The organism is Paraburkholderia caffeinilytica, assembly GCF_051027425.1.
Lineage (GTDB): Bacteria > Pseudomonadota > Gammaproteobacteria > Burkholderiales > Burkholderiaceae > Paraburkholderia > Paraburkholderia caffeinilytica_A.
Map to the genome: position 1 here is coordinate 4,228,779 of NZ_CP186552.1, position 23,802 is coordinate 4,252,580.

The 23,802-nt window shown below is 62.3% G+C and carries 24 protein-coding genes; 6 read left to right on the top strand and 18 right to left on the bottom strand.

Going from position 1 to position 23,802, the window contains the following annotated elements; translation table 11 throughout:
• Positions 1 to 15: 15 nt before the first annotated feature.
• The 5 genes from glmS to ACOSV0_RS18915 form a co-directional block, all read right to left on the bottom strand.
• Positions 16 to 1,833 carry a glutamine--fructose-6-phosphate transaminase (isomerizing) gene (glmS, locus tag ACOSV0_RS18895; protein ID WP_434107601.1) on the bottom strand — a complete coding sequence of 606 codons (1,818 nt, stop codon included), beginning with the start codon at positions 1,831 to 1,833 and terminating at the stop codon, positions 16 to 18.
• 60 nt (positions 1,834 to 1,893) lie between these two features.
• Complete coding sequence (glmU, locus tag ACOSV0_RS18900) at positions 1,894 to 3,255, bottom strand: bifunctional UDP-N-acetylglucosamine diphosphorylase/glucosamine-1-phosphate N-acetyltransferase GlmU (protein ID WP_434107602.1); 1,362 nt, start codon at positions 3,253 to 3,255, stop codon at positions 1,894 to 1,896.
• 152 nt (positions 3,256 to 3,407) lie between these two features.
• The gene (gene ttcA / locus ACOSV0_RS18905) at positions 3,408 to 4,406 is read right to left on the bottom strand and encodes a tRNA 2-thiocytidine(32) synthetase TtcA (RefSeq protein ID WP_434107603.1); all 999 of its coding nucleotides are present in this window, start codon (positions 4,404 to 4,406) and stop codon (positions 3,408 to 3,410) included.
• Positions 4,407 to 4,409: 3 nt separating this feature from the next.
• Entirely contained in the window at positions 4,410 to 4,805 is a 396-nt protein-coding gene (locus ACOSV0_RS18910) for a dihydroneopterin aldolase (RefSeq protein ID WP_408434371.1), read from the bottom strand.
• 99 nt (positions 4,806 to 4,904) lie between these two features.
• Positions 4,905 to 5,723, bottom strand: coding sequence for an SDR family oxidoreductase (locus tag ACOSV0_RS18915; RefSeq protein WP_434107604.1), 819 nt, complete (start codon positions 5,721 to 5,723; stop codon positions 4,905 to 4,907).
• A 13-nt stretch (positions 5,724 to 5,736) separates the two neighbouring features.
• On the opposite strand from ACOSV0_RS18915, the gene ACOSV0_RS18920 reads away from it, so the two are divergent.
• The 6 genes from ACOSV0_RS18920 (at position 5,737) to ACOSV0_RS18945 (ending at position 11,086) form a co-directional block, all read left to right on the top strand.
• Positions 5,737 to 6,927: a class I SAM-dependent methyltransferase gene (locus ACOSV0_RS18920; RefSeq protein WP_434107605.1), complete on the top strand. Its 1,191-nt coding sequence runs from the start codon at positions 5,737 to 5,739 to the stop codon at positions 6,925 to 6,927.
• A gap of 22 nt (positions 6,928 to 6,949) precedes the next feature.
• A complete protein-coding gene (locus ACOSV0_RS18925) occupies positions 6,950 to 7,144 on the top strand; it encodes a DUF2905 domain-containing protein (RefSeq protein ID WP_434107607.1) in 195 nt (64 codons plus the stop codon).
• 378 nt (positions 7,145 to 7,522) lie between these two features.
• Complete coding sequence (locus ACOSV0_RS18930) at positions 7,523 to 8,755, top strand: tyrosine-type recombinase/integrase (protein ID WP_434107608.1); 1,233 nt, start codon at positions 7,523 to 7,525, stop codon at positions 8,753 to 8,755.
• A 168-nt stretch (positions 8,756 to 8,923) separates the two neighbouring features.
• Complete coding sequence (locus tag ACOSV0_RS18935) at positions 8,924 to 9,208, top strand: hypothetical protein (RefSeq protein ID WP_434107610.1); 285 nt, start codon at positions 8,924 to 8,926, stop codon at positions 9,206 to 9,208.
• Positions 9,209 to 9,220: 12 nt separating this feature from the next.
• Positions 9,221 to 10,303 (top strand): helix-turn-helix domain-containing protein, encoded by a 1,083-nt coding sequence (locus tag ACOSV0_RS18940; protein WP_434107611.1) that lies wholly within the window; start codon positions 9,221 to 9,223, stop codon positions 10,301 to 10,303.
• A gap of 294 nt (positions 10,304 to 10,597) precedes the next feature.
• Entirely contained in the window at positions 10,598 to 11,086 is a 489-nt protein-coding gene (locus tag ACOSV0_RS18945; RefSeq protein WP_434107612.1) for a hypothetical protein, read from the top strand.
• 101 nt (positions 11,087 to 11,187) lie between these two features.
• Here the strand turns inward: ACOSV0_RS18945 and ACOSV0_RS18950 are convergent, their stop codons facing one another.
• The 13 genes from ACOSV0_RS18950 to ACOSV0_RS19010 all read right to left on the bottom strand — a co-directional run bounded on the left by ACOSV0_RS18950 (position 11,188) and on the right by ACOSV0_RS19010 (position 23,801).
• Positions 11,188 to 11,457: a hypothetical protein gene (locus ACOSV0_RS18950; protein WP_434107613.1), complete on the bottom strand. Its 270-nt coding sequence runs from the start codon at positions 11,455 to 11,457 to the stop codon at positions 11,188 to 11,190.
• A gap of 63 nt (positions 11,458 to 11,520) precedes the next feature.
• On the bottom strand, positions 11,521 to 12,072 hold the full coding sequence (locus ACOSV0_RS18955; protein ID WP_434107614.1) for a hypothetical protein: 552 nt from the start codon (positions 12,070 to 12,072) through the stop codon (positions 11,521 to 11,523).
• A gap of 107 nt (positions 12,073 to 12,179) precedes the next feature.
• Positions 12,180 to 12,821: a glycoside hydrolase family 19 protein gene (locus ACOSV0_RS18960; protein WP_434107615.1), complete on the bottom strand. Its 642-nt coding sequence runs from the start codon at positions 12,819 to 12,821 to the stop codon at positions 12,180 to 12,182.
• 64 nt (positions 12,822 to 12,885) lie between these two features.
• The gene (locus ACOSV0_RS18965; protein WP_434107616.1) at positions 12,886 to 15,309 is read right to left on the bottom strand and encodes an arabinofuranosidase catalytic domain-containing protein; all 2,424 of its coding nucleotides are present in this window, start codon (positions 15,307 to 15,309) and stop codon (positions 12,886 to 12,888) included.
• Entirely contained in the window at positions 15,306 to 17,582 is a 2,277-nt protein-coding gene (locus ACOSV0_RS18970) for a hypothetical protein (protein WP_434107617.1), read from the bottom strand. The genes ACOSV0_RS18965 and ACOSV0_RS18970 overlap by 4 nt, the downstream gene beginning before the upstream one ends.
• A gap of 17 nt (positions 17,583 to 17,599) precedes the next feature.
• Positions 17,600 to 17,836, bottom strand: coding sequence for a hypothetical protein (locus tag ACOSV0_RS18975; protein ID WP_434107618.1), 237 nt, complete (start codon positions 17,834 to 17,836; stop codon positions 17,600 to 17,602).
• On the bottom strand, positions 17,818 to 18,546 hold the full coding sequence (locus tag ACOSV0_RS18980) for a hypothetical protein (protein ID WP_434107619.1): 729 nt from the start codon (positions 18,544 to 18,546) through the stop codon (positions 17,818 to 17,820). Before ACOSV0_RS18980 ends, ACOSV0_RS18975 begins: the two co-directional genes overlap by 19 nt.
• A gap of 12 nt (positions 18,547 to 18,558) precedes the next feature.
• Positions 18,559 to 19,209, bottom strand: a complete 651-nt coding sequence (locus ACOSV0_RS18985) for a YmfQ family protein (protein WP_434107620.1) — start codon at positions 19,207 to 19,209, stop codon at positions 18,559 to 18,561.
• Between the two features lie 4 nt (positions 19,210 to 19,213).
• Complete coding sequence (locus ACOSV0_RS18990) at positions 19,214 to 20,326, bottom strand: baseplate J/gp47 family protein (RefSeq protein WP_434107621.1); 1,113 nt, start codon at positions 20,324 to 20,326, stop codon at positions 19,214 to 19,216.
• Positions 20,327 to 20,366: 40 nt separating this feature from the next.
• Complete coding sequence (locus ACOSV0_RS18995; RefSeq protein WP_434107622.1) at positions 20,367 to 20,798, bottom strand: phage GP46 family protein; 432 nt, start codon at positions 20,796 to 20,798, stop codon at positions 20,367 to 20,369.
• 4 nt (positions 20,799 to 20,802) lie between these two features.
• Positions 20,803 to 21,390: a phage baseplate assembly protein domain-containing protein gene (locus ACOSV0_RS19000; RefSeq protein WP_434107623.1), complete on the bottom strand. Its 588-nt coding sequence runs from the start codon at positions 21,388 to 21,390 to the stop codon at positions 20,803 to 20,805.
• Between the two features lie 2 nt (positions 21,391 to 21,392).
• Positions 21,393 to 22,457, bottom strand: a complete 1,065-nt coding sequence (locus ACOSV0_RS19005; protein ID WP_434107624.1) for a phage baseplate assembly protein — start codon at positions 22,455 to 22,457, stop codon at positions 21,393 to 21,395.
• A 12-nt stretch (positions 22,458 to 22,469) separates the two neighbouring features.
• Positions 22,470 to 23,801: a DNA circularization protein gene (locus ACOSV0_RS19010; RefSeq protein WP_434107626.1), complete on the bottom strand. Its 1,332-nt coding sequence runs from the start codon at positions 23,799 to 23,801 to the stop codon at positions 22,470 to 22,472.
• Between the last annotated feature and the right edge of the window lies 1 nt (position 23,802).

Consider the following 23,802-nt stretch of genomic DNA (forward strand, 5'->3'; position numbering starts at 1 on the left):
AGCCACCTGTCAATCTCACTCCACCGTCACCGACTTCGCCAGGTTCCGCGGCTTATCCACATCCGTGCCTCGCGCACATGCCGTGTGATAAGCCAGCAACTGCAGCGGCACCACGTGCAGAATCGGCGACAGTAAGCCGTAGTGCTCCGGCATCCGGATCACATGCAGGCCTTCGTCGTTGACGATCTTCGTATCCGCATCCGCGAACACATAAAGCTCGCCGCCTCGCGCGCGCACTTCCTGAATATTCGACTTCAGCTTCTCCAGCAGCGCGTCATTCGGCGCCACCGTCACCACCGGCATCGCTTCGGTCACGAGGGCCAGCGGCCCATGCTTCAGTTCGCCAGCCGGATACGCTTCCGCGTGGATATAGGAAATCTCCTTGAGCTTCAACGCGCCTTCGAGCGCGATCGGGTAATGCAGACCGCGCCCGAGGAACAACGCATGTTCCTTGCGCGAAAACTCTTCCGACCACGCGATGATCTGCGGCTCCAGCGCCAGCACGCTATTCAACGCCGCCGGCAAGTGGCGCAGCAGTTTCAGGTATTCGGCTTCCTGCTCTTTGTTGACCTGGCCGCGCAGCTTGCCGAGCGTCGCGGCGAGCACGAACAGCGCGACCAGCTGCGTTGTGAACGCCTTGGTCGACGCCACGCCGATCTCGCGACCCGCATGGGTCAGGAACGACAATTCGGTCTGGCGCACCATCGCGCTCGTGCCGACATTGCAGATCGCCAGCGTATGTTTGTGTCCCAGCGACTGGGCATGCTTCAGCGCCGCCAGCGTATCGGCCGTTTCGCCCGACTGGGAGATCACCACCACCAGCGACTTCGGATTCGGCACCGACTCGCGATAGCGATACTCGCTGGCAATCTCGACCTGAGTCGGGATCTTCGCGACCGATTCGAGCCAGTACTTCGCGGTCAGACCGGAGTAGTAGCTCGTGCCGCACGCGAGAATCAGCAGGTTGTCGATGTCCGCGAACACCTTGTCGGCACCCTCGCCGAATAGCGATGCGTCGAACGAATCGCCTTGCGGGATCGTGTCGGTAATCGCCCGCGGCTGCTCGAAAATTTCCTTCTGCATGAAGTGACGATACGGGCCGAGTTCAACCGCGCCGCCATACGCCGCGACCTGGCGCACTTCGCGCTGCGCTTCGTAGCCGTCACGATCGGCGATACGCACGCCATCGAGCGACAGTTCGCAGACGTCGCCTTCCTCGAGGAAAATGAAGCGTTCAGTGCTGCCGGCCAGCGCCAACGCATCCGAAGCGAGGAAGTTCTCACCGTTGCCGAGCCCCACCACCAGCGGCGACCCCTGCCGCGCCCCGACCACCGTATGCGGTTGGTCCTTATGCAGCACCGCGATCGCATACGCGCCGTGCAATTGCGTCACGGCTTCACGTACCGCGGCAAACAGATCGCCGCGATACAGGCTGTGAATCAGATGAGCAATAACCTCTGTGTCGGTCTGCGAGACAAACGTGTAACCCTTGCCCCGCAGCATTTCGCGCAGCGACTCGTAGTTCTCGATGATGCCGTTGTGTACCAATGCGAGCGCGTCTTTCGAGAAGATCGGGTGCGCGTTGTCGGTTACCGGCGCGCCGTGCGTCGCCCAGCGCGTATGCGCGATACCCGTGATGCCTTCGAGATGACTCTCACGCACCTGTTCGTCCAGATCCGCCACGCGCGCGACGCTGCGAGCACGACGCGGCCCGTCACTACCGAGTACCGCGACGCCGCACGAATCGTAGCCGCGATATTCGAGGCGCCGCAGTCCTTCGATCAGGACCGGGACGATATTACGTTGCGCAACCGCGCCGACAATGCCACACATGGCTTATTCCTTTTCAGTGCCGGGTTTCAGGGAGCGCGCTCCGTGCGCGCGTCACGCCCATCAACTTTTCTTCTTCGTCGGGCGAACATAGCCCGGCTTGCTTGTTTGAGTCTTATCGTTCAGGACGAGCATGCCTTCTTCGACATCCTTCCAGATCGTTGTGCCCGCCGCGATCGTCACGCCGCGCTTCACGCGCACTGGCGCAACGAGCTGCGTATCCGAGCCGACGAACACGTCGTCTTCGATAATCGTGCGGGATTTGTTCGCGCCGTCGTAGTTACAGGTGATGGTACCCGCGCCGATATTCACGCGCGCGCCGATATCCGCGTCGCCGATATACGTCAGATGGTTTGCTTTCGAGCCATGTCCGAGCACCGCGTTTTTCACCTCGACGAAGTTGCCGACGTGCGACTCGTCCTGCAACGACGCACCCGGGCGCAGCCGCGCATAGGGGCCGAGCACGACATTCGCGCCGACTTCGGCGCCTTCGATATGGGTGAACGCGTCAACGCGCGTACCGGCGCCGATCGTCGCATTGCGGATCACGCAATTCGGCCCGACGGTGACGTTGTCGGCCAGCGTCACGCGGCCTTCGAACACGCAGTTCACGTCGATCGAAACGTCGCGGCCGCACTCGAGCGTGCCACGCACGTCGAGGCGGGCCGGATCGGCAAGCGTCACGCCGGCCACCAGCAGCGCCTCGGCGACGTTGTGCTGATGAATCCGCTCGAGCTCGGCAAGCTGCTGCTTGCTGTTCACGCCGAGCGTTTCCCACTCTTCGTCAGGCTGGGTGGTGACCACTTCGAGTCCGGATTCGATCGCCATCTCGACAGCGTCGGTCAGGTAGAACTCGCCTTGCGCATTGTCGTTTTTCAACGCCGCGAGCCAGCCGGCGAGACGTTCGGTCGGCGCGACGATGATGCCCGTGTTGATCTCGGCGATCTTGAGCTGCTCAGGCGTCGCGTCTTTCTGTTCGACGATGCGCGACACCTTGCCGTGCTGATCGCGCACGATGCGGCCATAGCCGCTGGGGTCACCGAGCGTGACAGTGAGCACGCCGTAGCCGCCGCGGCCCGCGCGATCGGTCAGCGCCTGCAGCGTGCTGGCGCGCGTGAGCGGCACGTCGCCGTACAGCACCAGGGTGGGTTCGGACGGATCGAGCAACGGCAGCGCCTGTTGCACCGCGTGGCCGGTGCCGAGTTGCTGCTCCTGGGCGGCGAACTGGACATCCGGTGCCGCTACCGCTTGACGCACGGCATCGGCGCCATGACCGACCACCACGACCAGACGCGTCGGCTTGAGCGCACGAGCGGTGTCGATGACATGAGCGAGGAGCGGCCGGCCGGCCAGGGGATGGAGCACCTTGGGAAGAGCGGACCGCATGCGCTTACCGGTGCCTGCCGCCAAAATCACGATGTTCATGGCGTCGGCAATCAGACAAGTTTCGAGCCGACGATTCTATCATGCAGGCCATAATGAATAAGGCCGCTCACGCGGCCTTACAACGGGCAGAAGTGCGCGAAATCGCACGCTTCTCGTACGTTTCCCGCACGTTTTTCGCGTATTTCCGCAGCTTACATATCGTCGAACTGAACGATCGAGATCGGCTTCGATCCGTTGAAGGTTGCGCCTTCGCCAATATCGGTCGAACACGGCTCTTCGTCGAAGGCGATATCGCCTTGCGGATCGGCCTCCCCCGTTGCGTGCAGACCGGCGAACGGGAACAGCTTGTGATCCATCAGGTGCGACGGCACGATGTTCGACAACGCATTGAACATATTCTCGATGCGGCCCGGAAAACGCTTCTCCCAATCGCGGATCAGCGCCTTCATTTCCGCGCGTTTCAGGTTCGGCTGGCTGCCGCACAGATTGCACGGAATGATCGGAAATTCGCGCAGCTCCGCGTACTTTTCCAGATCGGTTTCCTTCACGTAGGCGAGCGGGCGGATCACGATGTTCTTGCCGTCGTCCGATTGCAGCTTGGGCGGCATGCCCTTCAGCTTGCCGCCGTAGAACATGTTCAGCAGCAGCGTTTGCAGGATGTCGTCGCGATGATGGCCGAGCGCGATCTTGGTCGCGCCGAGTTCGCCCGCCACGCGATACAGAATGCCGCGACGCAGCCGCGAGCACAGCGAGCAGGTGGTCTTGCCTTCCGGCACCAGCCGCTTGACGATGCTGTACGTGTCCTGATTCTCGATGTGAAACGGAATATCGAGTTGCTTCAGGTACTCGGGCAGCACGTGCTCCGGAAAACCCGGCTGCTTCTGGTCGAGGTTCACCGCGACGATGTCGAAGTTGATCGGCGCGCGTTCGCGCAGCCGCATCAGGATTTCGAGCATCGCGTAGCTATCCTTGCCGCCCGACAGGCAGACCATCACCTTGTCGCCTTCCTCGATCATGTTGAAGTCGCCGATCGCTTCACCGACCTGGCGTGCGAGCCGCTTGAACAGCTTGTTGTTCTCGTAGGCTTCTTTCTGCTCGCGGCGCGTGAGCGGCGCCTTGCCCGCCGAGGCGTGCGCGGCCTGCGCAGCGCCAGGGGCCGCGGCTTCGTTCAGGATTTCCTGAGCATTCATGGCTCAATCCTCTTTGATACGGAAAACTTCGACGCCCACCGCGTCGCAGTCGGGATACACGTCCGGCTTCTCGGTCGACACGCACACGGCGCGCACCTGCGGATGAGCGAGCAGCACCTTGACGAGGTCGTCGCAGAGCGTTTCCTGCAGGTGAATATGACCTTGCTCGACACGGCGCGCGATGGTCGAACGCATGAAGTCGTAATCGACGACTTCGTTCAATTTGTCCTGAACCGGCGTGGACAGCGCGAGCGGCACGAACAGTTCGACGTTGATCACGACGCGCTGTTCGCCGCGCTTTTCGAAGTCATGCACACCAATGTTGATGTGCACTTCGTAATTGCGCAGAAAGAGCCGGCGGCAATCGGCGAGCCGGGGATGCGAAAGAGCGGCAAACATGTTCGTTCCAGTCGAAAAAAGCGTGCGGAGCACGCAAAGGGGCGCTTCAACGCGCGGGGGCGGCCGCCGGTTCGCCCCGGCAACCGGCACGCGCGCTGTTCAGGCGCCCGTCAAAAACATTACGTCGCGCGGCAGCGGCACAAGGTGCTGCCCGCCGTCGACCACCAGCGTCGTTCCGGTGACGCCCGCTGCATCGGCGAGATACAGCGCGGCGGCGACAATATCCTCCGGCCGCGACGCGCGGCCCAAAGGCGTAGCCCGGTGAGCTTCTTCAAAACCGGCCGGCGTTTGATCGGCGGATTGCATCGTCAGACCGGGTGCGAGCCCGACCACGCGCACTTTCGGCGCCAAAGCCTGCGCCAGCGCGACCGTTGCTGTCTGCAACGCTGCCTTCGACAGCGTGTAGGACAGGTAGTCCGGATTCATGTTGTACAGCTTCTGGTCCAGCACATTGATCACGACCCCGCGCAGGCTCTCGTCGGTGCGCGCCGCCTCCGGCGTGACCTCGAACAGCATACGCGCCAGCACGAGCGGCGCACCGAGGTTCATCGCGGTCAGCTTCAGCAAAAGGTCGTAACCGACGTTCTGCGCCGTGTCTTCTTCGAAGCGCGACGCATTGTTGACGATACACGCCGGGCGGCCCAGCGCGGCGATACAGCCGGCCATTAGCCGCTCGACCTGGGCCTCGTCGCCCAATTCCGCGTGTAAAGCCACCGCCCGGCGGCCCAAAGCGACGATTTCGGCGACCACTTCGTCGGCCTCCTCCCGCGACGCGCCGTAATGGACCGCGACGTCCCAGCCACGCGCGGCGAAGCCGAGCGCGAGCGAGCGCCCGATGCGACGGGCGGCGCCGGTAATCAGCACGATGCGCGGCGTTTCAGGCGCGCGGGCGGCGGCGGTGTCCAGAGAGGCGGTCATTTACAATGCGGGGATGAATCCGAAAGCTCACCAACCCGATAGTTTACCTGCTCCCGGCCCAGGCGCGCTTGCGCAGTCCGAAGCGCTGGTCGCGCAGATCCGTTCGGAGCTCGAAACGGCAGGCGGCTGGTTGCCGTTCGACCGCTATATGGAGCGCGCGCTTTACGCGCCGGGACTCGGCTATTACAGCGGCGGCGCTCGCAAATTCGGCCTGCGCGGCGACGACGGCAGCGACTTCGTGACGGCGCCGGAAATGTCGCCGCTGTTCGCCGCGACACTGGCACGCCCGCTCGCCGAAGCCTTGCAGGCAAGCGGCACGCGCGAGCTGATGGAATTCGGCGCCGGCACGGGCAAACTGGCTGCCGGCTTGCTGAGCGCGCTCGACGCGCTGGGCGTCGACTTCGACAGCTACTCGATCGTGGACTTGTCGGGTGAATTGCGCGAGCGCCAGCGCGAGACGATCGAAGCCGCCGCACCGGAACTGGCCGCAAAGGTGCGCTGGCTGGACGCATTGCCTGAGCGATTCGAAGGCGTGGTGATCGGCAACGAGGTATTGGACGCGATGCCCGTGCGGCTCTTCGCCTTTACTGGCGACGCCTGGCACGAACGCGGCGTGGTGTGGCGCGATGATGCCTTTGCGTTCGACGACCGTCTGGTATCGGCGGCTGCGGACCATGCGTTTCTGGCTGAGATCGAAACTGCCGGTGAAGATTACGTGACCGAGACGCACGACGCCGCACGTGCATTCACGCGAACCATCTGCACGATGCTCACGCGCGGCGCGGCGTTTTTCATCGATTATGGTTTTCCGCGTCACGAGTACTACCATGAGCAGCGCGCGGAGGGCACGTTGATGTGCCATTACCGGCACCGGGCGCATGGCGATCCGTTTGTTTATCCGGGTTTGCAGGACATTACTGCGCACGTGGAATTTACCGGCATCGCCGAAGCCGGCGTCGAGACGGGCGCGGACTTGCTGGGGTTCACTTCGCAGGCGCGGTTCCTGTTGAATGCGGGAATTACCGAGACGTTGTCGGCGCTCGATCCGACGGACACGGCGAGGTTTTTGCCTGCGGCGAATGCGGTGCAGAAGTTGTTGTCAGAGGCGGAGATGGGCGAGCTTTTCAAGGTGATCGCGTTTTCGCGCGGGCTGGATGACACGCTGCAGGCATTTTCGAGCGGCGACCGGTCACATACGCTGTGATTTTTTGCCTTAGGGATTTGCAATGATCCGCTGGCTGTTGACTACGTTTATCGCGGTGGCGGTGTTGTCGGCCTGCTGGCCGTGGCTCAGGAAGATCGGGATTGGGCGGATGCCAGGGGATGTTACTTTGCGCCTCTTCGGGCGGGAGTATCCGTTTCCGTTTATGTCGACGTTGGTGCTTTCTATGGTGTTGTCGATTGTTGCCAGGGTTTTGTAAGGGGTTTTTGCCTTTGGCGGCGGTATGTGTTTTGGTGTGCCGGGGGCAGTGGGGTTTTTGTTTCTTTGAGTTTATTTGCCTTCGCGGCGCTTGGTTGTCTGGTTGCCTACGGCGTTGGGGTTTGCTTGGTCTGGTTGCCTACGGCGTTGGCCTTTCCTTGTTTTCTTATTGGTTTATTAGCGTCGCCCCTGTGCGGGGGATTCTTGCTGTCTACTGGTGTCTACTGAAGTTCCAAACGCTTTTCAAATCAATGGCTTGTGTCTATCCTGGTGTCTGGATGTGCACCGTTGTACACCGCAGTCTTTGTCCTGTTTTTGTCCTGACGGACGGTCATGCGACGGTGCCTTTACATGAACCGCACCAAAGGATTTTGCCAGCATGGGCACACGTCATCGCATCGACCGTCACTTTATCCGCGCCATCGCGCCGAACGGCAAATACCAGGCGTATCAGGACGCCGACCTGACCGGGTTCGGCATCAAGATTTCGCCGATTGGTACCGTCGCCTACACGTACCGCTGGGTCAAGCCGGACGGCACCCAGGGCCGCCGCAACATCGGGCGCTGGCCAGACCTGCAACCGGGCGAAGCGCGCGAGCGCTGTCGTCGTGAGATTGCCCTGCTGGATCGCAAGAATGATTCGCCCCTTCAACTTGTCGAACGCAAAACCCAGCGCGTTGCCGTGCAGAAGATTGCGGGCGTGCCGACGATCCGCGCATTTCTTGATGGGCGCTATGAACTTCACCTTCAAACGAAACTGACGCAGGCCCGCGCCGTGATAACGGCGAAGATGATCCGCAAGTCGTTCGCCGGTCTGCTGGACAAGCCGCTGGACGAATGCACGGCATACATGATCGAAGAATGGCGTTCGGATTTACTGAAGAAGGGATTGAAGCCGTCCACGTTGAACCGCAAGCTGAACGCGCTGCGCGGTCTGTTCGCGCGGGCCGTCGAGTGGGAAGTGATAACGGCCAGCCCGATGAAGAAAGTAAAGAAGCAGGACGAACCGGGCGGCAAGGTGCGCTTTCTTGATCCCGAAGAAGAACAACGCCTGTATGACGCGCTGGATGAGCGCCGCGCATTGCTACGTGCGAAGTACGGCGAGGATTACGAAGACGCGGCCGAGGTCGCCATCGTCGTGAGTCTGCATACCGGTCTGCGTCGCGGCGAACTGTTCACGCTGTGCTGGTCCGACGTGGACCTGCGCCATGCGTTTGTCACGGTGCTGTCGATCAATGCCAAGTCTCGGCGGCAGCGTCACGTTCCGCTCAACGCGGAAGCCCTGGCGATTCTTGCGCGCTGGAAGGCGCGCGCCACCAACGGGCTGGTCTTCCCGAACAGATCGGGCGAAGCGCCGATACGGGATCTCAAGGCGTGGCCTGAAATCCGCTCGGCCGCAAAACTGGCAGTGTTCCGCTGGCACGACATGCGCCACCACTTCGCGTCCCGCCTGGTTATGGCCGGGGTCGATCTGAACACCGTGCGCGAACTGCTCGGACATGCGGACCTCAAAATGACGCTGCGCTACGCCCATCTGTCACCTGGGCATCGTGCCCGTGCCGTGCGCCTGCTGGAGCGTCCGGCAAACGAATCGGCGCGGCTTGCGGCATAGGCAAACCGTAACCAGAGCAGCATGAGGCGCACGCCGGGAAGCGTGCGTTTTTTCGTCTATAGATTCAATCGCCAACGGTTTCATCATAGGAAAAAACACTTATCCACAGGCATGTACTGACATTTATAAATGTGTTTGCCACTTCAGACGCATGAACGGAGGCGATTCATGGAGCCGGAAACTATCGGCGGGTCTCGCGCGCAGCCTGCCAGCGAGTCTGCAAGACCTGCACCGTCCACAGTCGATGCACCAGATTTGCCGCGCGTGTATTCGATTGATGAGTTCTGCGACGCGTATCACCTGAGCCGTTCCTTCTATTACCGGCTGCGTAACACCGCCAGAGGACCGCGCGAAACCCGGCTGGGCCGCAAGGTAATTGTGACCGTCAGCGACGCCCGCGAATGGGAAGAGCGGATGCGCAGGCAGCATCACACCGCAGGGCCAAACCAGTGACGAGGATTCGACATGAACCACGGACTTGATCTATCGGCATGCCAGTTCACCACCGACCATGAGGGCAAGCGGCTAAGGGTAGACATGCCGATCCGGCTGTTCGATCTGCTGGTGGAATTCAGGAACGCCGCGCTGCGGGCGCAGACGGAGGCGATGGAGAGAACGACGCCACGGGGCACCTTCCGCAGTTCTCTCGCGGACCTGCCGGGTCGGCCTGATTCTGAACCCCTTCTGTGCGTTCCCGTTACGCCCCTTTCGCTGGCACCACCGACCAGGCGCGAGCGCGCTGAAGGGCTCTTTCTCACGCCAGAAGAACGCCTGATGCGCGAGGCTTCACGGGCCGTCGACTTCCCCGCATGTTCCGTCGAAGCGTCTCAGGGCTCTGCCAGGATGGTCATCGACTCCAGCCAGTCTACGCCGTCGAGCAAGCGGAAACGGCGCATCTTCTTCCCCCGCGTATTCGTGGAGCCGATACCTGACGAGGTTGCGAAGCAGATTGGCAAGGGAACCTATTTTCTGCGCGCGTGGCGGCTCCATCGCGAGCTTTCTCCTGTCGAAGCAGCCGAACTGGCGGGGCTGTCGCGCGATACGATCGTCTGGCATGAGAACGGCTACAACGTGCCCAATGCCGACACACTGAAGCGCTTCGCCGATATCTACGATTGCACGGTGGGACAACTGAGCGCACAGCCGGGCTCCCCCACTATGCCCGATGACCAGCAAGACAGCACCGCCAGAGCGCACGCGATCGAATTCGCCCCCGATGACACTGAATATCCTGACGCCGTCATGGCGCATCTCATGGCCGGTAAGTCGCCGCTTACCGCCTGGCGGATGCACCGGCGTATGACCATCGAGCAATGCGCCAAGGCGTATGGCTCGACACCCGCCAATATCAAGGTGATGGAAGGACTGCCGGTGCTACGTGACCGAACCCGCAAGCGCCTCGCCATTATCTTCACCTGCAAGCCCGTGCAGTTGCTGCTACCTGAGGGACTCGCGACTCAAAGCCTCGCCGCACCAGGCGCTGTGCCGCTGGATGCGTCACGACGACGGGATTCTGGCAAAGGTAACACGCAAAGAGCCTACGTCTAGCTATTGATAGTTCTCGGGCTTCAATGAGCAAGCCTGTGACAAGCGAACGGAGAAAGAAATGCTGACCTTCAAGTTAAGCCGAAGAAAGCGCAAGACAGAGCCCGCTGAGTCTTCAAAGAGATTACCGGGATTTGAAATTGAGAGCCTTGAAACTGGTGCATATCGCACTCCTGTGCTTGTCACAAAACCGGATGGATAGACTCGTGTTGGAAACGGCACGGTCCAGCCCCCCGGACTGTGAAGTACCTGGAGAACCCGCACCCTGTGCGGGTTTTTTATTATTGGAGTCTGGAAATGAACCTCGGAGCAAATGTTGTATGTGTACGCGAACACATGGGATGGGAACATCCGGAATTCCTCTATCGCTTCGTGCCTGCGGGCGCGAGCGATCACGAGAGGGAAAGGTATCGCAACAGTCTTTACTCGCTTGAGGCACGCAAGCAGCACACCTCATGGATACTAGCGCGCGTGGCGCCCGTGCTACGGGTTAGCGCCGATACGCTGCAATCGGACGACCTGACGCGGCTGACACCGGATGGCCTGACGGCATTACGGCAAGGATATGCTGGACCACCAATGGACGCGCTGACGGTTCTGGTCAACCGGCTGTGCGACGGTATGGCACCGACCCCTGGTGAGTACGAAGCCGGTATGGCACAGGCGACGGAAGCGGGACAGCAGGAACGGGTTACGCGCCTGCTCGGGACAATTCCGGCAGAACGGGAAAAATGGCTGCGTGAATCGGGAGCGCCGCGCGTCAATCGCAACAGAATGTACCGCTAACTTCGACGCTGGCCCGCACGGCGCGGGCCCGTTCTGCAGGCGCTATCTGGACGAGCGATCCCACACGCATGTTCCGGATCAGCGCGTGAATACATGATCTCTCATTGATCTGGACGCCTGCCGCCTGACAGCCACCTCGCAAGCCAGTCCGCAATGCGGTCTGCGAAGTCATCGCCACGACGCTGCACGAGGCGGATCACGATTTCGACAGCCAGCGGGCCGAGCGCGCCAGGCACGAACGCGATGGCGCATTGCATTTCCAGCGTGCCATGCTGCAACCATTGCCGGTCAACCGCAGGCGCGACGAATAGCGCCATAAATGCACCCGTCAGCACATGCACGACAGTCAGTAAGCGCCCTTCAATCAACATGAGTGGAGCACATGCGATGCCAGCAGCCCAGGGACGCAAGAGAAGTCAGGCACAAAAACCGGATCAGGGAGAAGGCGCGCGGAGGAATCGAATCAGCGCGCCGACGACCAGCACAACGATATCGATGGAGGTGGGATTGCTCGCGCGCATCGATGCCTGTGCACACCGTCTGGGCATCTCGCGTAGCGCACTGTTCTCTATTGCCGCAAGCATGTTTATCGACAATCTTCTTGAGAGGCGAAGGGAATGATCCAGGTACGAGCCGACTTGCTGATCGATGAACGCGGACGGCCGGGCCTGCGCCTGCTCTGCGTGACCCGGATTGCGTAATGACAATGCCTCACGCAACTGGTATGGTTCCGGCGACGCGATACCTGTTCCCAGGTGTTGGCGTGTGTGTTTGAAGGCCCGCGCATCGCGGGCCGTTTTTTGCGTCGCGTTTATCACGTATCGGGCGTCCTGCGCGCATCGGCAATGATGTCGCACACCTTGTGCACAAGCCGCGAATGCACCCGCGATATTCAATACGCATTCAAACGGCGTTGCGTAGCGGTGCATGATGCTGGATACATAAACGGCCACCGCCATCGAGGCAGCAAGCGTATGCGCAACCATTACGCATAACGAAAGATGCCGCCCTGGTTGCCGCGTGTACATCGTCGCCTTGCCAGAGTCCGGCGAGGGTTTCCCACATGGCACGCCACCACCATACGCCGTGTGATTCACGCAAGGCCGAACGCGGTTTTTGCCGCTGCGTAACAGGCTTCGCGCTTCGCCTGCTGATCCATTGCCGGGCCGTTGATAATCCGCGTGGTCTGCGCGAAATCGCCTTTGTCGGCCGCTTCGTTGCAGCCGTGCGCACTCCAGAACCAGGCCGCCGAGCGCGCGGCGAGCGTGTCATCCGTGGCCAGCAGATCGGGATTCGCAATCAGGTCCACGCCGAGCGCACGCCCGCACGCGAGATAGTTGTCACGAAAGGTGATCTGCTTCAGGCCGCGCCCCCTGAAACGCCAGCCATCGCCGCTCGCGGCGTCGCCGTTGCCGTAGCGCCCGCCATACGCGAGACTGGCAATTTCCTTCTGACGCTCTGCCGGTACGGTCTTTTCGTCAGGATGGCGGCCGAGCGTCGCGCGCATCGAGGCAGGCACGCGAGAGAAGATCGTGAGCGCGGCGGGCGCATAGTTGAATGATTCGACAAGCTGCGTGAGGCCCCCTGACTCATGCCGTATCTGCGCGATGAATGCGGTTTGACGTGCGGCCGTGTTGATCGAGAATTCGGACATTGCCACCGATACCGGCGCGAACCATCGCGCGGCGAGCGTATCGGAAAGCGCGGCGGCGCGCTGGAATGTGTCGCGGTCCATGATGGCTCCAGAGGAAAAAAACCGCCACACAGGGGGCGGCCTGTTCAGATTGGGAGGGGTACGCCTACGGCGTACCCCAGTAGTGTTTCTGGCTTGCGTAAAGCGCGGCTTGATCGGCACTCGCGAGTAGCGCGCCGAATTGGATGATTTCACAGAATGTCGCCGACGCGCCCGCGATCCGGGTAAGTACGCCTGCGGCTACAAGATCCGTACCGTCACCGGACGAGCCGATCGAGCCGTTAGTCGCGGTGCCGTTGACGCTCAGACTGCTGGCCGTCGCGCTGTAGTTTTCCGTCACGCTGTTGATCGCGCCTGCGGTAACGGCATTGCCTGCCGTGAGCCCCGTAGTGGGGCCGTCCATCTGATACCTGAGGTTCACGGCGTTTAACGCGATGACTGGATTGTCGGTACTCCCTGTAAGCACGGTAAAGCTGGTGCTGGTTGCGCCTGCTGGAATTCCCGTGACACACGCGCGGCTGAATGGCGGGTCCAGTGTGAGCTTGCCTGCGCTCGCGCGTAGTTCCTGAATCGATGTTGCGCCCGCGCTCGCGAGAATGCCCGCCATCGCCGATCCGGCCGACGCGGGGTTGAGCACCCCATTCGCGACGATGAGCGGTTGCCGGGTCGGGAGACTTTGCACCATGTCAGACGGGTTGGTGGTCTGGTCGTACCAGGCCGTAACAAATCCGTTCGCGGCGCCGGTGAATGCGAGCAATGCGGCTATGTCGAGGTCGCCCGTTGCCGTAAAGCCGATATCCTGCGTTGCGCTATCACTGTCGCGCCTCACATTAACGCACGGCCCCGCATATCCGCCGCGCAGGCGTCGCAGACTCCACACGCCGACGACCGGCGTAGTGAGGCTATCAAGCAGGCCGGCACGCGATGCGATACCGGCCGCGTAATGCGCGGCCACCTGCTGGGCGGACAATGCCGAGTTATACACCGCGACTTCGCCAATCGTGCCGTTCATTGCACCCATTGAGCCGCCCTGCGAACCGATCTGTAATATCGGTTGAATGGCGGCCGACGCCGACGCATTCGCAGCAGGAACAACGGGTTTCCCGTTGAGATAGACCGACGTACTGTCCGGCGCGTGCGTTATCACGACATGCTGCAATACGCCCGCCTGAGGGGGCGTGACAGACGGCGTATAGGAATACCTTGAGTCGTAGTATTTGTAAGTACCGGGATTGACGCCGTCATATGACTGGATGCCCCATTCGATGCCCGGTTGCCAGCCGCCCGAGGTCGTATAAAGAACATTGCCGATAAAGCGGCACCCCTTGTCACCGGTAAAGCCACCGACCGGGAGACTGTTATAGCCCGCTACCTGGGCCCAGCATTCAATCGACCATGCAGACCCGGCGCAAAACTGGTTTGCGGCGCTCACATCAATATACGAATCCGACGCCCCGTTCAGTCTTACGTATGCGCCGTCCATGCCCGGCAGCATCAAACCCGATGCAGGTTGCGCCCCGGCCTGATAGGTGCCGTCACGGCTGTTCCCTGAGATATCCGCCGCAACCGTACCGCCCGCTTCGTTCAGCGGCCAGTAAGCATAGGGACCATCGGCGAGGACAACGCTCCGGTAAGGCGATGGTGTCTGCCAGTAGCCGCACTGATCTGTTGTGAGGGCCTGCCGGTCACTGGCGGGAAGCGGTTGCGCAAAGACAATCATTTCGCCGTAGATCGCTTCGAAATTGCGTTCGCCGCTCACCCAGCCGTGGCCACCGATACCCAGAAAGTCAGAGCCCGTGCCGCCCGTGCCGACACTACCTGTACGTGTGACGCTGTTGGAAACGCATGAGCTGGCCGCCTGGTTGAACAGTTCCAGGAGAACGCCCGCCGACCCGGCTGTAATGCCTGAGATGGCGGTGAATCCGCCGTTCACGGACATCGACAACTGGCCCGGCCCCGTGTCGTAAAGCGCCACCGGGTCACTGTTGCTGTTGAGCAGGACCGGATTCGGCGTTGCGCCTGCGGGCGCAACAGGAAACGAGATGACCGACGAGCGCGTGAACGGCTGTGCGAACGTTAGCGAGGCCGCAGGCTGTGCCGTCGCCATGTCCTGGCCGTTGGTCGGATTCGGGCCGTTGGGCGTGCCGCCATTGGTCGAAGCGCCCGGACGGCTGGCGAACGTGAGCATCTTCACCAGTGCACCGGCGCTCACGATTTGCGGCTGGCTTGCTGCGGTACCCTGCACAAGATGCGACGCGCCGGGCGTCTGGTCGTACCATGCCGTTACGTACCCGTTACCGTTTCCGACAAACGCGAGCAGCGCGGTGACATTCAGGTCGCCCGAGGCGGTAAAGCTGATGTCCTGGGTCGCGTTGTCCGAATCGCGGCGTACATTAACGCACGGCCCGGCGTAGCCACCGCGTAGCCGCCGCAGACTCCATGCACCGGCCGCAGCAGTCGCGAGCCGGTCCAGTATCCCTGTCCACGGCGTCGTCGTCACCATGAGCAACCGGCGCGCAAGATAGCTCATTGATTCTGTCCGGCGACAAAGCCGTGATACGTTGTGCCGCCGTCCTGTGTGTAGAGTACGAACGTGTCGGTTTTGCCCGCTGTGCCCGTCAGGGCCGGCGCTGCACCGCCTGGCCATCTAACGATCGGGGGCCAGTTGATTGATGCGCCTGCGACGTTGGCAACCACGACGACGAACAGCGCCATGGTGCCCGTAGCGGGGGCATTGGCGAAGGTGAGCATCGTTGCCGGTGCTACCGGCTGAAGGTTGAAAATGATTTCGGGGATGCCCTCAGCAATGGGCGAGAGGTCGAGCGTGACCGTAGCGGCTGGCGTGACGTTGATGATAAGGCTGCCATCGGCGGATAGCGTGCCGTCTGCGGCAACCGACATCCCCGCACCGGATTTCATGCCACCCAATGCGGCATGTGTGGCGGGTGTCACGTCGATCTGGATACCGCCCGCAACGTCAGTCAGCGCAATGGCTGCGCCGGGCTTCAGCACGATCGGCCCGGTCAGCGCGCAGTCCTGCACCCACGTTCCCGGCGTGCCTGCCGCGACACATGTCCACCCCCGCACGACATACTGGCCGCCTGCCGGTCCGGCAAGGACAGGCGCGTAATTGCGCATGTACCGGCCCGCCGCCCATGTGCCAGCGACCGGCACGGACGTACAGGTATCGCCGCCGTTCACTGCGCCCCCGTAGGCGGACGCTTCACGGATCAGCATGAGGTTTCCCTGCCAGACCTGGTTGCGTGTGTAGACCAGCGGATTTGCCGCGCCGTAGACGTGCAGATAAGCCGATGTCGCCGGATCGGCAGGCGTCGCGCCGTCCGCTTCGTAAAAGCGGATATGCACGTCCTCAAAATGGCCCGGACATATCAGGTTCGCGTCCGGCAGGTTAAAACTGAAGAAGTTGTGCGGGAACTGGCTGTTCACGTCGATGACTTTCATCCGCCAGTTGCGCAGGGAGAATTCCTGCGCGGCCGTCAGATCGCAGAAATTCGCTGGCGAAGTCATGACGGTGCTGTCGTACTCCACGCTCAGGTCCACGTTCTGGATCGAGACGTCCTGCACCAGACCGTGATAGGTGAGCGATGCAACCGACGCCGGGCGCATGGTCCCCTGCACACGACCAATCCGGACCGGGCCGCTCTGGACGTTGCCTGTGCGCACGATCAGAAGCGTCCCCGAGCCCTTGACGGGTAGCGCCGGATTGGTCCCGACCTGAATCAGGCCGACATCGGTAACCGTCGCGTTCTGTAGTGCGATGGTTGCGCCGCCATTTGTCGCGCTCTGTGCACCGGTCGGCGGGTTGCCGCCCGTGTGAAAAATCCGGCCGATATGAACGCTCGCCTCATTCACAACCGCCTGATACTGGCCCGCGTAAATCACGTCTCCAATGGTGTTATCGCCGTTGAGGTTGTAGACGGCTTCCAGACCCGAATTCGTCACCTTGACGCGCGTCATATGGCACGTTGTCGTTGCCAGCACGACACCGATCCACACATTGTCCGCGTCCACTTCGCCCACCACGCGATCCGCATGGCCTTCTACCGTCGCGGCGCGCGCTGGCGATCCTGTCTGCCCTGCCAGGTTGTTCGGGAAATTGCGTGCGTTGATGTAGAACTTCTGGCCCGTGCCGCCGTTGATTTCGATACCCGAAGGATGCGTGCCCGAAAACGTCTCACCTGATACGTTCTGCACGTTGAAGAGATACGCCTGGGCGTAGTCCGCTGTCGCGCCCCCGGGCGTGCCCAGGCTCACCGCCGTGCGGCCCGTGAGATTGCCGTCGATCAATCCCCACGCAACCATGCGCGAACAAGGTCCGTTCAGCGTGAGACCGATACTGGCGTTGCCCGTTGGTAACAGCCTGATCGATGCGCCCGCCGCAATCTCGAAATCGCACGTCGTATCGACCGTGACTGACGAGATCGCCAGCACGCCGTGAAGGTGACGTACCGGCTTGCCGGAACCCAGCGCCCTGTGCAGTGCCGCGCTGTCGTCAGTCTCGCCATCGCACACCGCGTCGAAATCCTGCGGCGTGACCCACGGCTGCACGAACCTGGCAAGCAACGCCGTCGCGAGCTGGTCCGTCTGCGTGAAATCGGGCGCACCGCCAAGCGCGACGATCGCGTTGCGCAATTCTTCAGTGATCGTGTGATACCACCACGCGCCAGGCACCGTGCCATCGATGCCCACTGCGGCGTTGCCGTTTGCCGGATAGCCGCCCGCATTGTTCGCGGGTACGGCCGGGGCATCGGCCACCGCATTGGCCTGGTAATAGCGGTCCATATTACGCCCCGTCCGTCTTACGCCCCGTCTGTCGCGCCGGACCCATCCCATTCACGTACCGGCCCGTAGCGCCCGGCCACGCATTCATCAAAAATCGAGCGCCCGTGCGCGTGCGGATCATCGGGCATCGCCATGAATGGCACGTTCACAGGAAAACCCGCAAACTGCACGCGGCAACGTATTGCGCTGTGCGCGGCATCGGCCCATTGAAGCGCCGTCACGCCCAGGTAGTCCATCACGCGATCCGTGTCCATACGCACCAGTGGTCGCCCGATGAGGCCGCGTTACCGCTACTGAGCCAGGAACCGGGCCGCCCCGGCAACGCCGCGACGGTGCCTTCGTTCGCAGACTGGCTGCTGTCGCCGCTCTTCACGATGAATGCGACATATCCGATACCGTTCACGTTAAGCGGTTGCAGGTTGCCACGCGTCCACCCATTGCCAGCCGAACTGGCGACGTTGTTAATGTTGTTCTGCAGGTTCGTCATGTTCGCCTGCAGTTCAGTTTCAAACACGAAGCGTCCCTCGTCCGTGCTGTCAACCGTCGCGCGTAGTCCGCCGCCGTCCCATCCGATGCAAACTTTGCTGGCGGCCTGACTTATGCCGCCGCCCTGCTGAACGGGCGTAAAGCCGAGCGGTGCCTGTATGGCTGGCTGGTTTTTCAGATCGTTGTAGCTGCCCGAATACGCGACTTTCGCAAGCTGGTCGGCCATGCCGCTGATAGCTGATCCAATCGACGCAACGAGCGCACTGGCGAGCTGGTCCACCCGGGTGAAATCGGGTGTACCGCCGAGCTTCACAATCGCATTGCGGATTTCTTCGGTGATCTGGTAATACCACCACGCGCCCGGCGTTGTCGGCGGCGTGACGGTGACGGGATTGCCGTCAGTCGGATAGGTGCCTGATGATTTCGACGGCACGGGCGGCGCGGTGGTGTGCGCGTTTGCTTCCCAGTAGTGATCCATAGGTGCCTCGGTTCATGAATACCGGAAAATCAGCACGGTATGCGCGGGCGCGTAGCGCCTTAACAGGCATTCGAGAACCTGTTCGGTGGGCGTCGTGCCAAGACATGAAAGCGCTTCCCGCACGGGGCCGTCCACCCTGTGCCAGCGTACGCCCGGCGTGCCGATGATTTCGACTTCCCACGTAAAGGGCCAGTCGAGCCCCGCGACAGGTGCCGTGACCGGACTGATAACCGTATGAATCGCGAATTCGGTGATGTGGATGACGTAACCGAGCGTGCGCGCGAGCGATTCAAAGTACGGAATACTTTGCCCGCCCGTGCCGATCAGTTTCGCCACGACCTGCTGGCGATTCGCTGCATCATTCGCGAATGGCCCGAAGCACGCATCGGGGAGCCCTAATGTTTCATCCCATTCGGGCAGAAGTTGACCGGCCGTTGCAGGAAAGCCCGTGGCAATCAGCGTGAGCGCCTCGCTGTCGAGACCTTCGGCCGTTACCGCAAGCGCATCGAGCACGGCGGCCTGCGTGCCGCCATCGTTGTCTACCCCGTCACGCGTCCAGACGCGCCCACGCGGTAACAGTCTGCGCAACACACCGGCATAGTCGGCCGCCGTGTTGCGCGCCGCCACGATGCCGGGCGCGGCCCACGTGTTATCCGTGCCCACGCGATCAGCTCCACGTTATCGGGCCGGCAACGGGGATGGCGCCGGCAGGCAGGCCGATGTCCTGCACGGGCGAGAGAAGCAGAAAATCGTCTACGCCCGGCACGGCCGACACGGCCGACCACAGGTGCGAAACGGTAATTTCGCCGCCCGGCTGTCCATCCGCCTTCAGTTGCGCATCGATCGAGGCCGACACCGCCGCCTGGTATTGCACGGCAACGCCGCGAATGCTGATATCGATAACCCGGCGAACCGGTGCGACAACATACACGAGCGCGGTAACGGGCCTGAGCGGATAGATCGCGTTGGCGACCGTGAGCTGGTCCCCCGTCGCAGGAGGGCCACGCGTTTCGCGCGTCGCGCATCCGTTCGAGCCCTGCGGAAAACCTCCATGCGCCGCGTTCGCTGCGTCCATCATGAAATAGATGAGTACGGAGCCGATGCCGTAGCCGTTGCCGACACACCAGGCACGCGTGACACCGGGAACCGATAGCGCCCACTCTACATAGTCTCTTTCATCGCCGCCCTGCGGCGGGTTCTGGTAGACGTACAGAACCCGGTCGCGGTAATCGTCGTTACGCTCGATATCGGCACCGCCGAGAAACACGGTGGCGGCGCAACCCGTCGAATCGATACCGGCAATCGCATTGGATAGTGTGAAAGCCGTCCCTGCTGCACAGTCGCCGTTCGCGCCGGTCAGCCCCTGCGGATCGGGTACGGCCGAAGCCGTCACCGTCACTGAGCCGCCCGCGACTTTCGCGGCGTTTGTTGTGGTGTACGCCAGGCCGTCGCTGCGCTGCACGGCCGTACCGATGTCTATCTGCCTGCCTTCGCTTCCCGTGAAGACAAGCGAGCCCGACGCCTGCGCGCACGGCTTGCGCGTGACGCCTTTAAGCGCGCCCCAGGCTTCGAGGTATTCATCGGTTGCCGTAAACGGCGTGCATTGCAGCGCTATCCAGTCGAGATAGCCGTACAGCATGCACGCGAGGCCCGCCTCGATGTCGCCGATGACGCGCAGGTTCGAAAACCGCAGCAGCGCGTCCGCACCCGGCAATTGCGCGTTCAGTTGCTGCGCCGCCTGCGCGCGTAGCTCGGTGAGCGTGGGGCGCGAGTAAGGCATGACGGAACGGCGCGGGCGTGCAGCGCGCGAGGGATAGCGGCTAGCGCGTCCAGACCTGCGCGAATTGCATGGCGACGCGGGAGCCGTCGCGACGGTTGGCGGTTATCGTGAGGTCGAGCCGGTCAGGTGTGATCCACTGCGCCACGATGTCGAAGCGCGCGACCACGCCGTCATCAATCAGCCATTGCAGCGCCTCGGCGGCATAATCCTGCGCGCGTTGCGGCACGTCCTGCGGCCCCTTGACCCGATCGAGCAGCCACAGACGCGAACCAGTCGGATACTTCGGATCATCGGCCCACCATCCGCGCCGGTCGCCATCGGGCACCGGATCGCTGGGCAAGGCAAGCCGGTCAGTAAATAGCGAAATCAGGACGGCGGTTTGCAGGTCATTACCCGATAGCAGCGAGGGGCCAGAGAGCACCCAGTCGCCGCGCATGCGCTGCACGTCCCAGACGGTCGTGATATCGGCCATGTCGCTATTCCTGCGGCGTCGGCGGATTGCTTCTGATGGTCGATTGCCCGCCTTGAACCTGGCTCACATCGTGCGTGTGAATGTCGTAGGTGCGGCGGCTCGCCGCCATGCTCTGCGCGTTCGTGCCGCTGTTGTCGAGAATGTCACCGGCTGCCGCGATGTTGCCGTCGCACGCGATATTGCCCGTGCAGTGCATGAGCGGCGAATCGGCGGTAATTTCAGGGGCGTTCGTGATCGTGACCGGATGACCGCCGCCATTGACGACGATGCCGGCTGCACTGAGATAGACCGATTGCCCCCGGTTATCGCTTATCGCCACTTCACCACTGGCGAGGCCGCGCATGCGGTACTGCTGGTGGCCGCATGCAATCACGACACCGTTGGTCCGGTTTCCCGCGAGGAACACCGCCACCGCGTCGGCCCCATCGGGCGGATTCGACTGGAAACCGTATTCGCACACGCGCGGGGTCGCGTCGTGCGTTTCGTTCTGGGATAGCTGCATCTGCACAAGCTGGACTGCGCCGCTATCATCGATGCGCGTGAGTCGCCCACGTCCGAGCGATCTGACGAGATTCCAGAAAAGCGCCTGCATGACTAGCCCGTGCCGAGCGCGGCGGCTGCGTCCTGCGCGAGCGGCATGTAAAGGATGGGCTCAGGCTGGAACGCCTGCGGCAGCATCAGCGTGATATCGCAGCCTGAACCGTTCATGTCGCGCCGGTAGGTCACTTCACCAATCGAGAATTTCTGGCCGTCCAGCAGCTTCAGTTGCGGCAGGGACAGCGCCGCGAGCGTGTTGGGCGTGTACAGCGTTCCTGCACTGTCGCGCCAGCCTGAGGCGGCAACCGTGACCAGATTCCCGCGCCCGATGCGCCGGTTGCACTCCCATAGCGCGTGAGCCTTTGAAACGCTCGCGCCCGCGTCGCCCGTTTCGGCAATGAATGCCTTCGGACGCAAGCGCGGCATGGTCGAATCCGGTTGCGTGTATTCGCTGAATGGCTGCTGTCCTGCGTCGGTGAATATGCCGGTTCCGACCAGATAGACACGGTATTCGCTGAAGCGCTGCGACATGTCACGCGTATAGCTCGCGCGTTCGCAGTTGATACCGAGTGCAAAACCGCCCGCCGCTTCGACCGTCGAGAGCGGGCCGATTACCAGCGCGCCGTCCGCGTCTTCGTAGCACAGTAGCTGCGCAATTTTGCAGAGCCGGTCGATCACCTGGTAAGGCGATTCACCCACGTTCAGACAGACCTGCGGGTGTACGATGCCGGGCGATAGCGCCTTGACCGCGATGCCGAACGGCCTGCAGAGCGCCGTGGCGATATCAGCAGTCGAAACGTTCTGGAACTGGAACGAATCGAACTGCGCGGCGCAGTCGATCAGGTCTTCGCACCTGCCACGCCCCGAAATCGCCAGCGCGTGATTGTGCGCATCGACCTGTTCGGCCACCCGATCGACATAGCCGGTTATCACGGTATCGCCGCCGATCGCGAGTGTGCATGGGTCGCCTTCGATGACGATGACGTCTGTCGTATCCGGAAAGCGCTCTGTCATCCCGATATCGAAGTCAGCCGGGATGCGCTCCATGCCGCGCGTAATGCGGATCGTGGTCCAGCCCGCGATGGCCTGACCGCCTACGGCAAGCGTTACATCGTCGGCCACAACGTCACCGCTTCACGAAACCGGCGCGCGGAATGCAGCGGGTGCGAATGCCGGATTGATCGGGCCAATCTGCTGCACAAGCGCGTCATGGCGTGAGACGTCCTGATAGAGCCGTTGCGCAAGCACAAGTACGGGAAGCGATGCACCCATTGCGACATCGCGCATGGTCGCGAGCGATTCGCCGCGCGTGGTGAGGTCGAGCACAACGGCGGTTTCAAGCGCGCCGAGCGCTTCGAAGGTCGCATCGTCACCCGCGTCGGCCGCGCTCACTATTTCCGTGTCGAGCGCGTCGCAGACGGTCGGGCGTAGCGCCTGCGCGTCGTCATAGGAGGTGGGCGCATAATCACGGGTACTGTCCGCGAGTGCCGCCACCGCTACACGCCGTAACATCGCCGTGAGCCCGGCATGGGCTGCCGTCAATGCATCATTGGCGCGAACCTGCGTGAGCGTTTGCGCCTGCAGTGAGGCGAGGCTCTGGATGGCCTGGTTCGGGTCAGGGTTCGCATGCTGCACGGCGGTAACAAGCGATTGCGTCGCCGCAGACATGCGCGCGTAATCGGCAACCGATGCGGCGGCAATCAGCGCGTGACCGCTCTGTGTGACAGCTTCGCGTGCCTGCGCGCCCGCGCCGGTCAGTTGCTCAATGGTCGTGCTGGCGTTCCTGATGGTCGCGGTGAATTCACCGACAAAGCGGCCATAGTTACCCCTGAGCGTCGCCACCATCGCAACAAGAGACGTTGCGCGCTGCGTGATCGCCTGGGCATCCACCACGAAGGCCCGCGCGGTGCGTTCAATCTCGCCGACAATCGGGGGCGTGCGTAGCAGCGCGCCCAGGCGGTTCGCAAAATCCTGCGCAATGGCTGCATATGCGGCGACCACAGAAAGCCCGGTCTGCGCCTGCGTCGCGATCGCGAGCGAGGGGAACTGCTCAGTACCCGCCTCGATGAACGTAAAGCGGAGTTCAAATGACCGGCCGCGCCCGCTGCGTTCCTCGCATTCGAAATCGAGTAGCGATGCGGTGAGCCGCCCGAGCGTCGGGTGAACCAGTTCGCCGGTGCCGTCTTCCGGTGTCTCGCCGGGTGTCTCACAGGCGGCGATCATCGCCGCGCGCTGCGCGATGACATCGCCCGCACCATAGGCCGCATCCTGCAACAGGAAGCCGGTGACCGAAATGCGCCGCCCCGCGCGGCCCAGGTCTTCCACCCACACGTCATCCCGATACGGATATTCATGCAGCGCGACGCGTCGGCCGACCTTGACGGTTGAGCCCGTCACCGCGAACGGCACGCCGCGCCAGCTCGCCGTCTGCAATGACGAAAAGAACGGCCGCAGGATTGCGCCCATG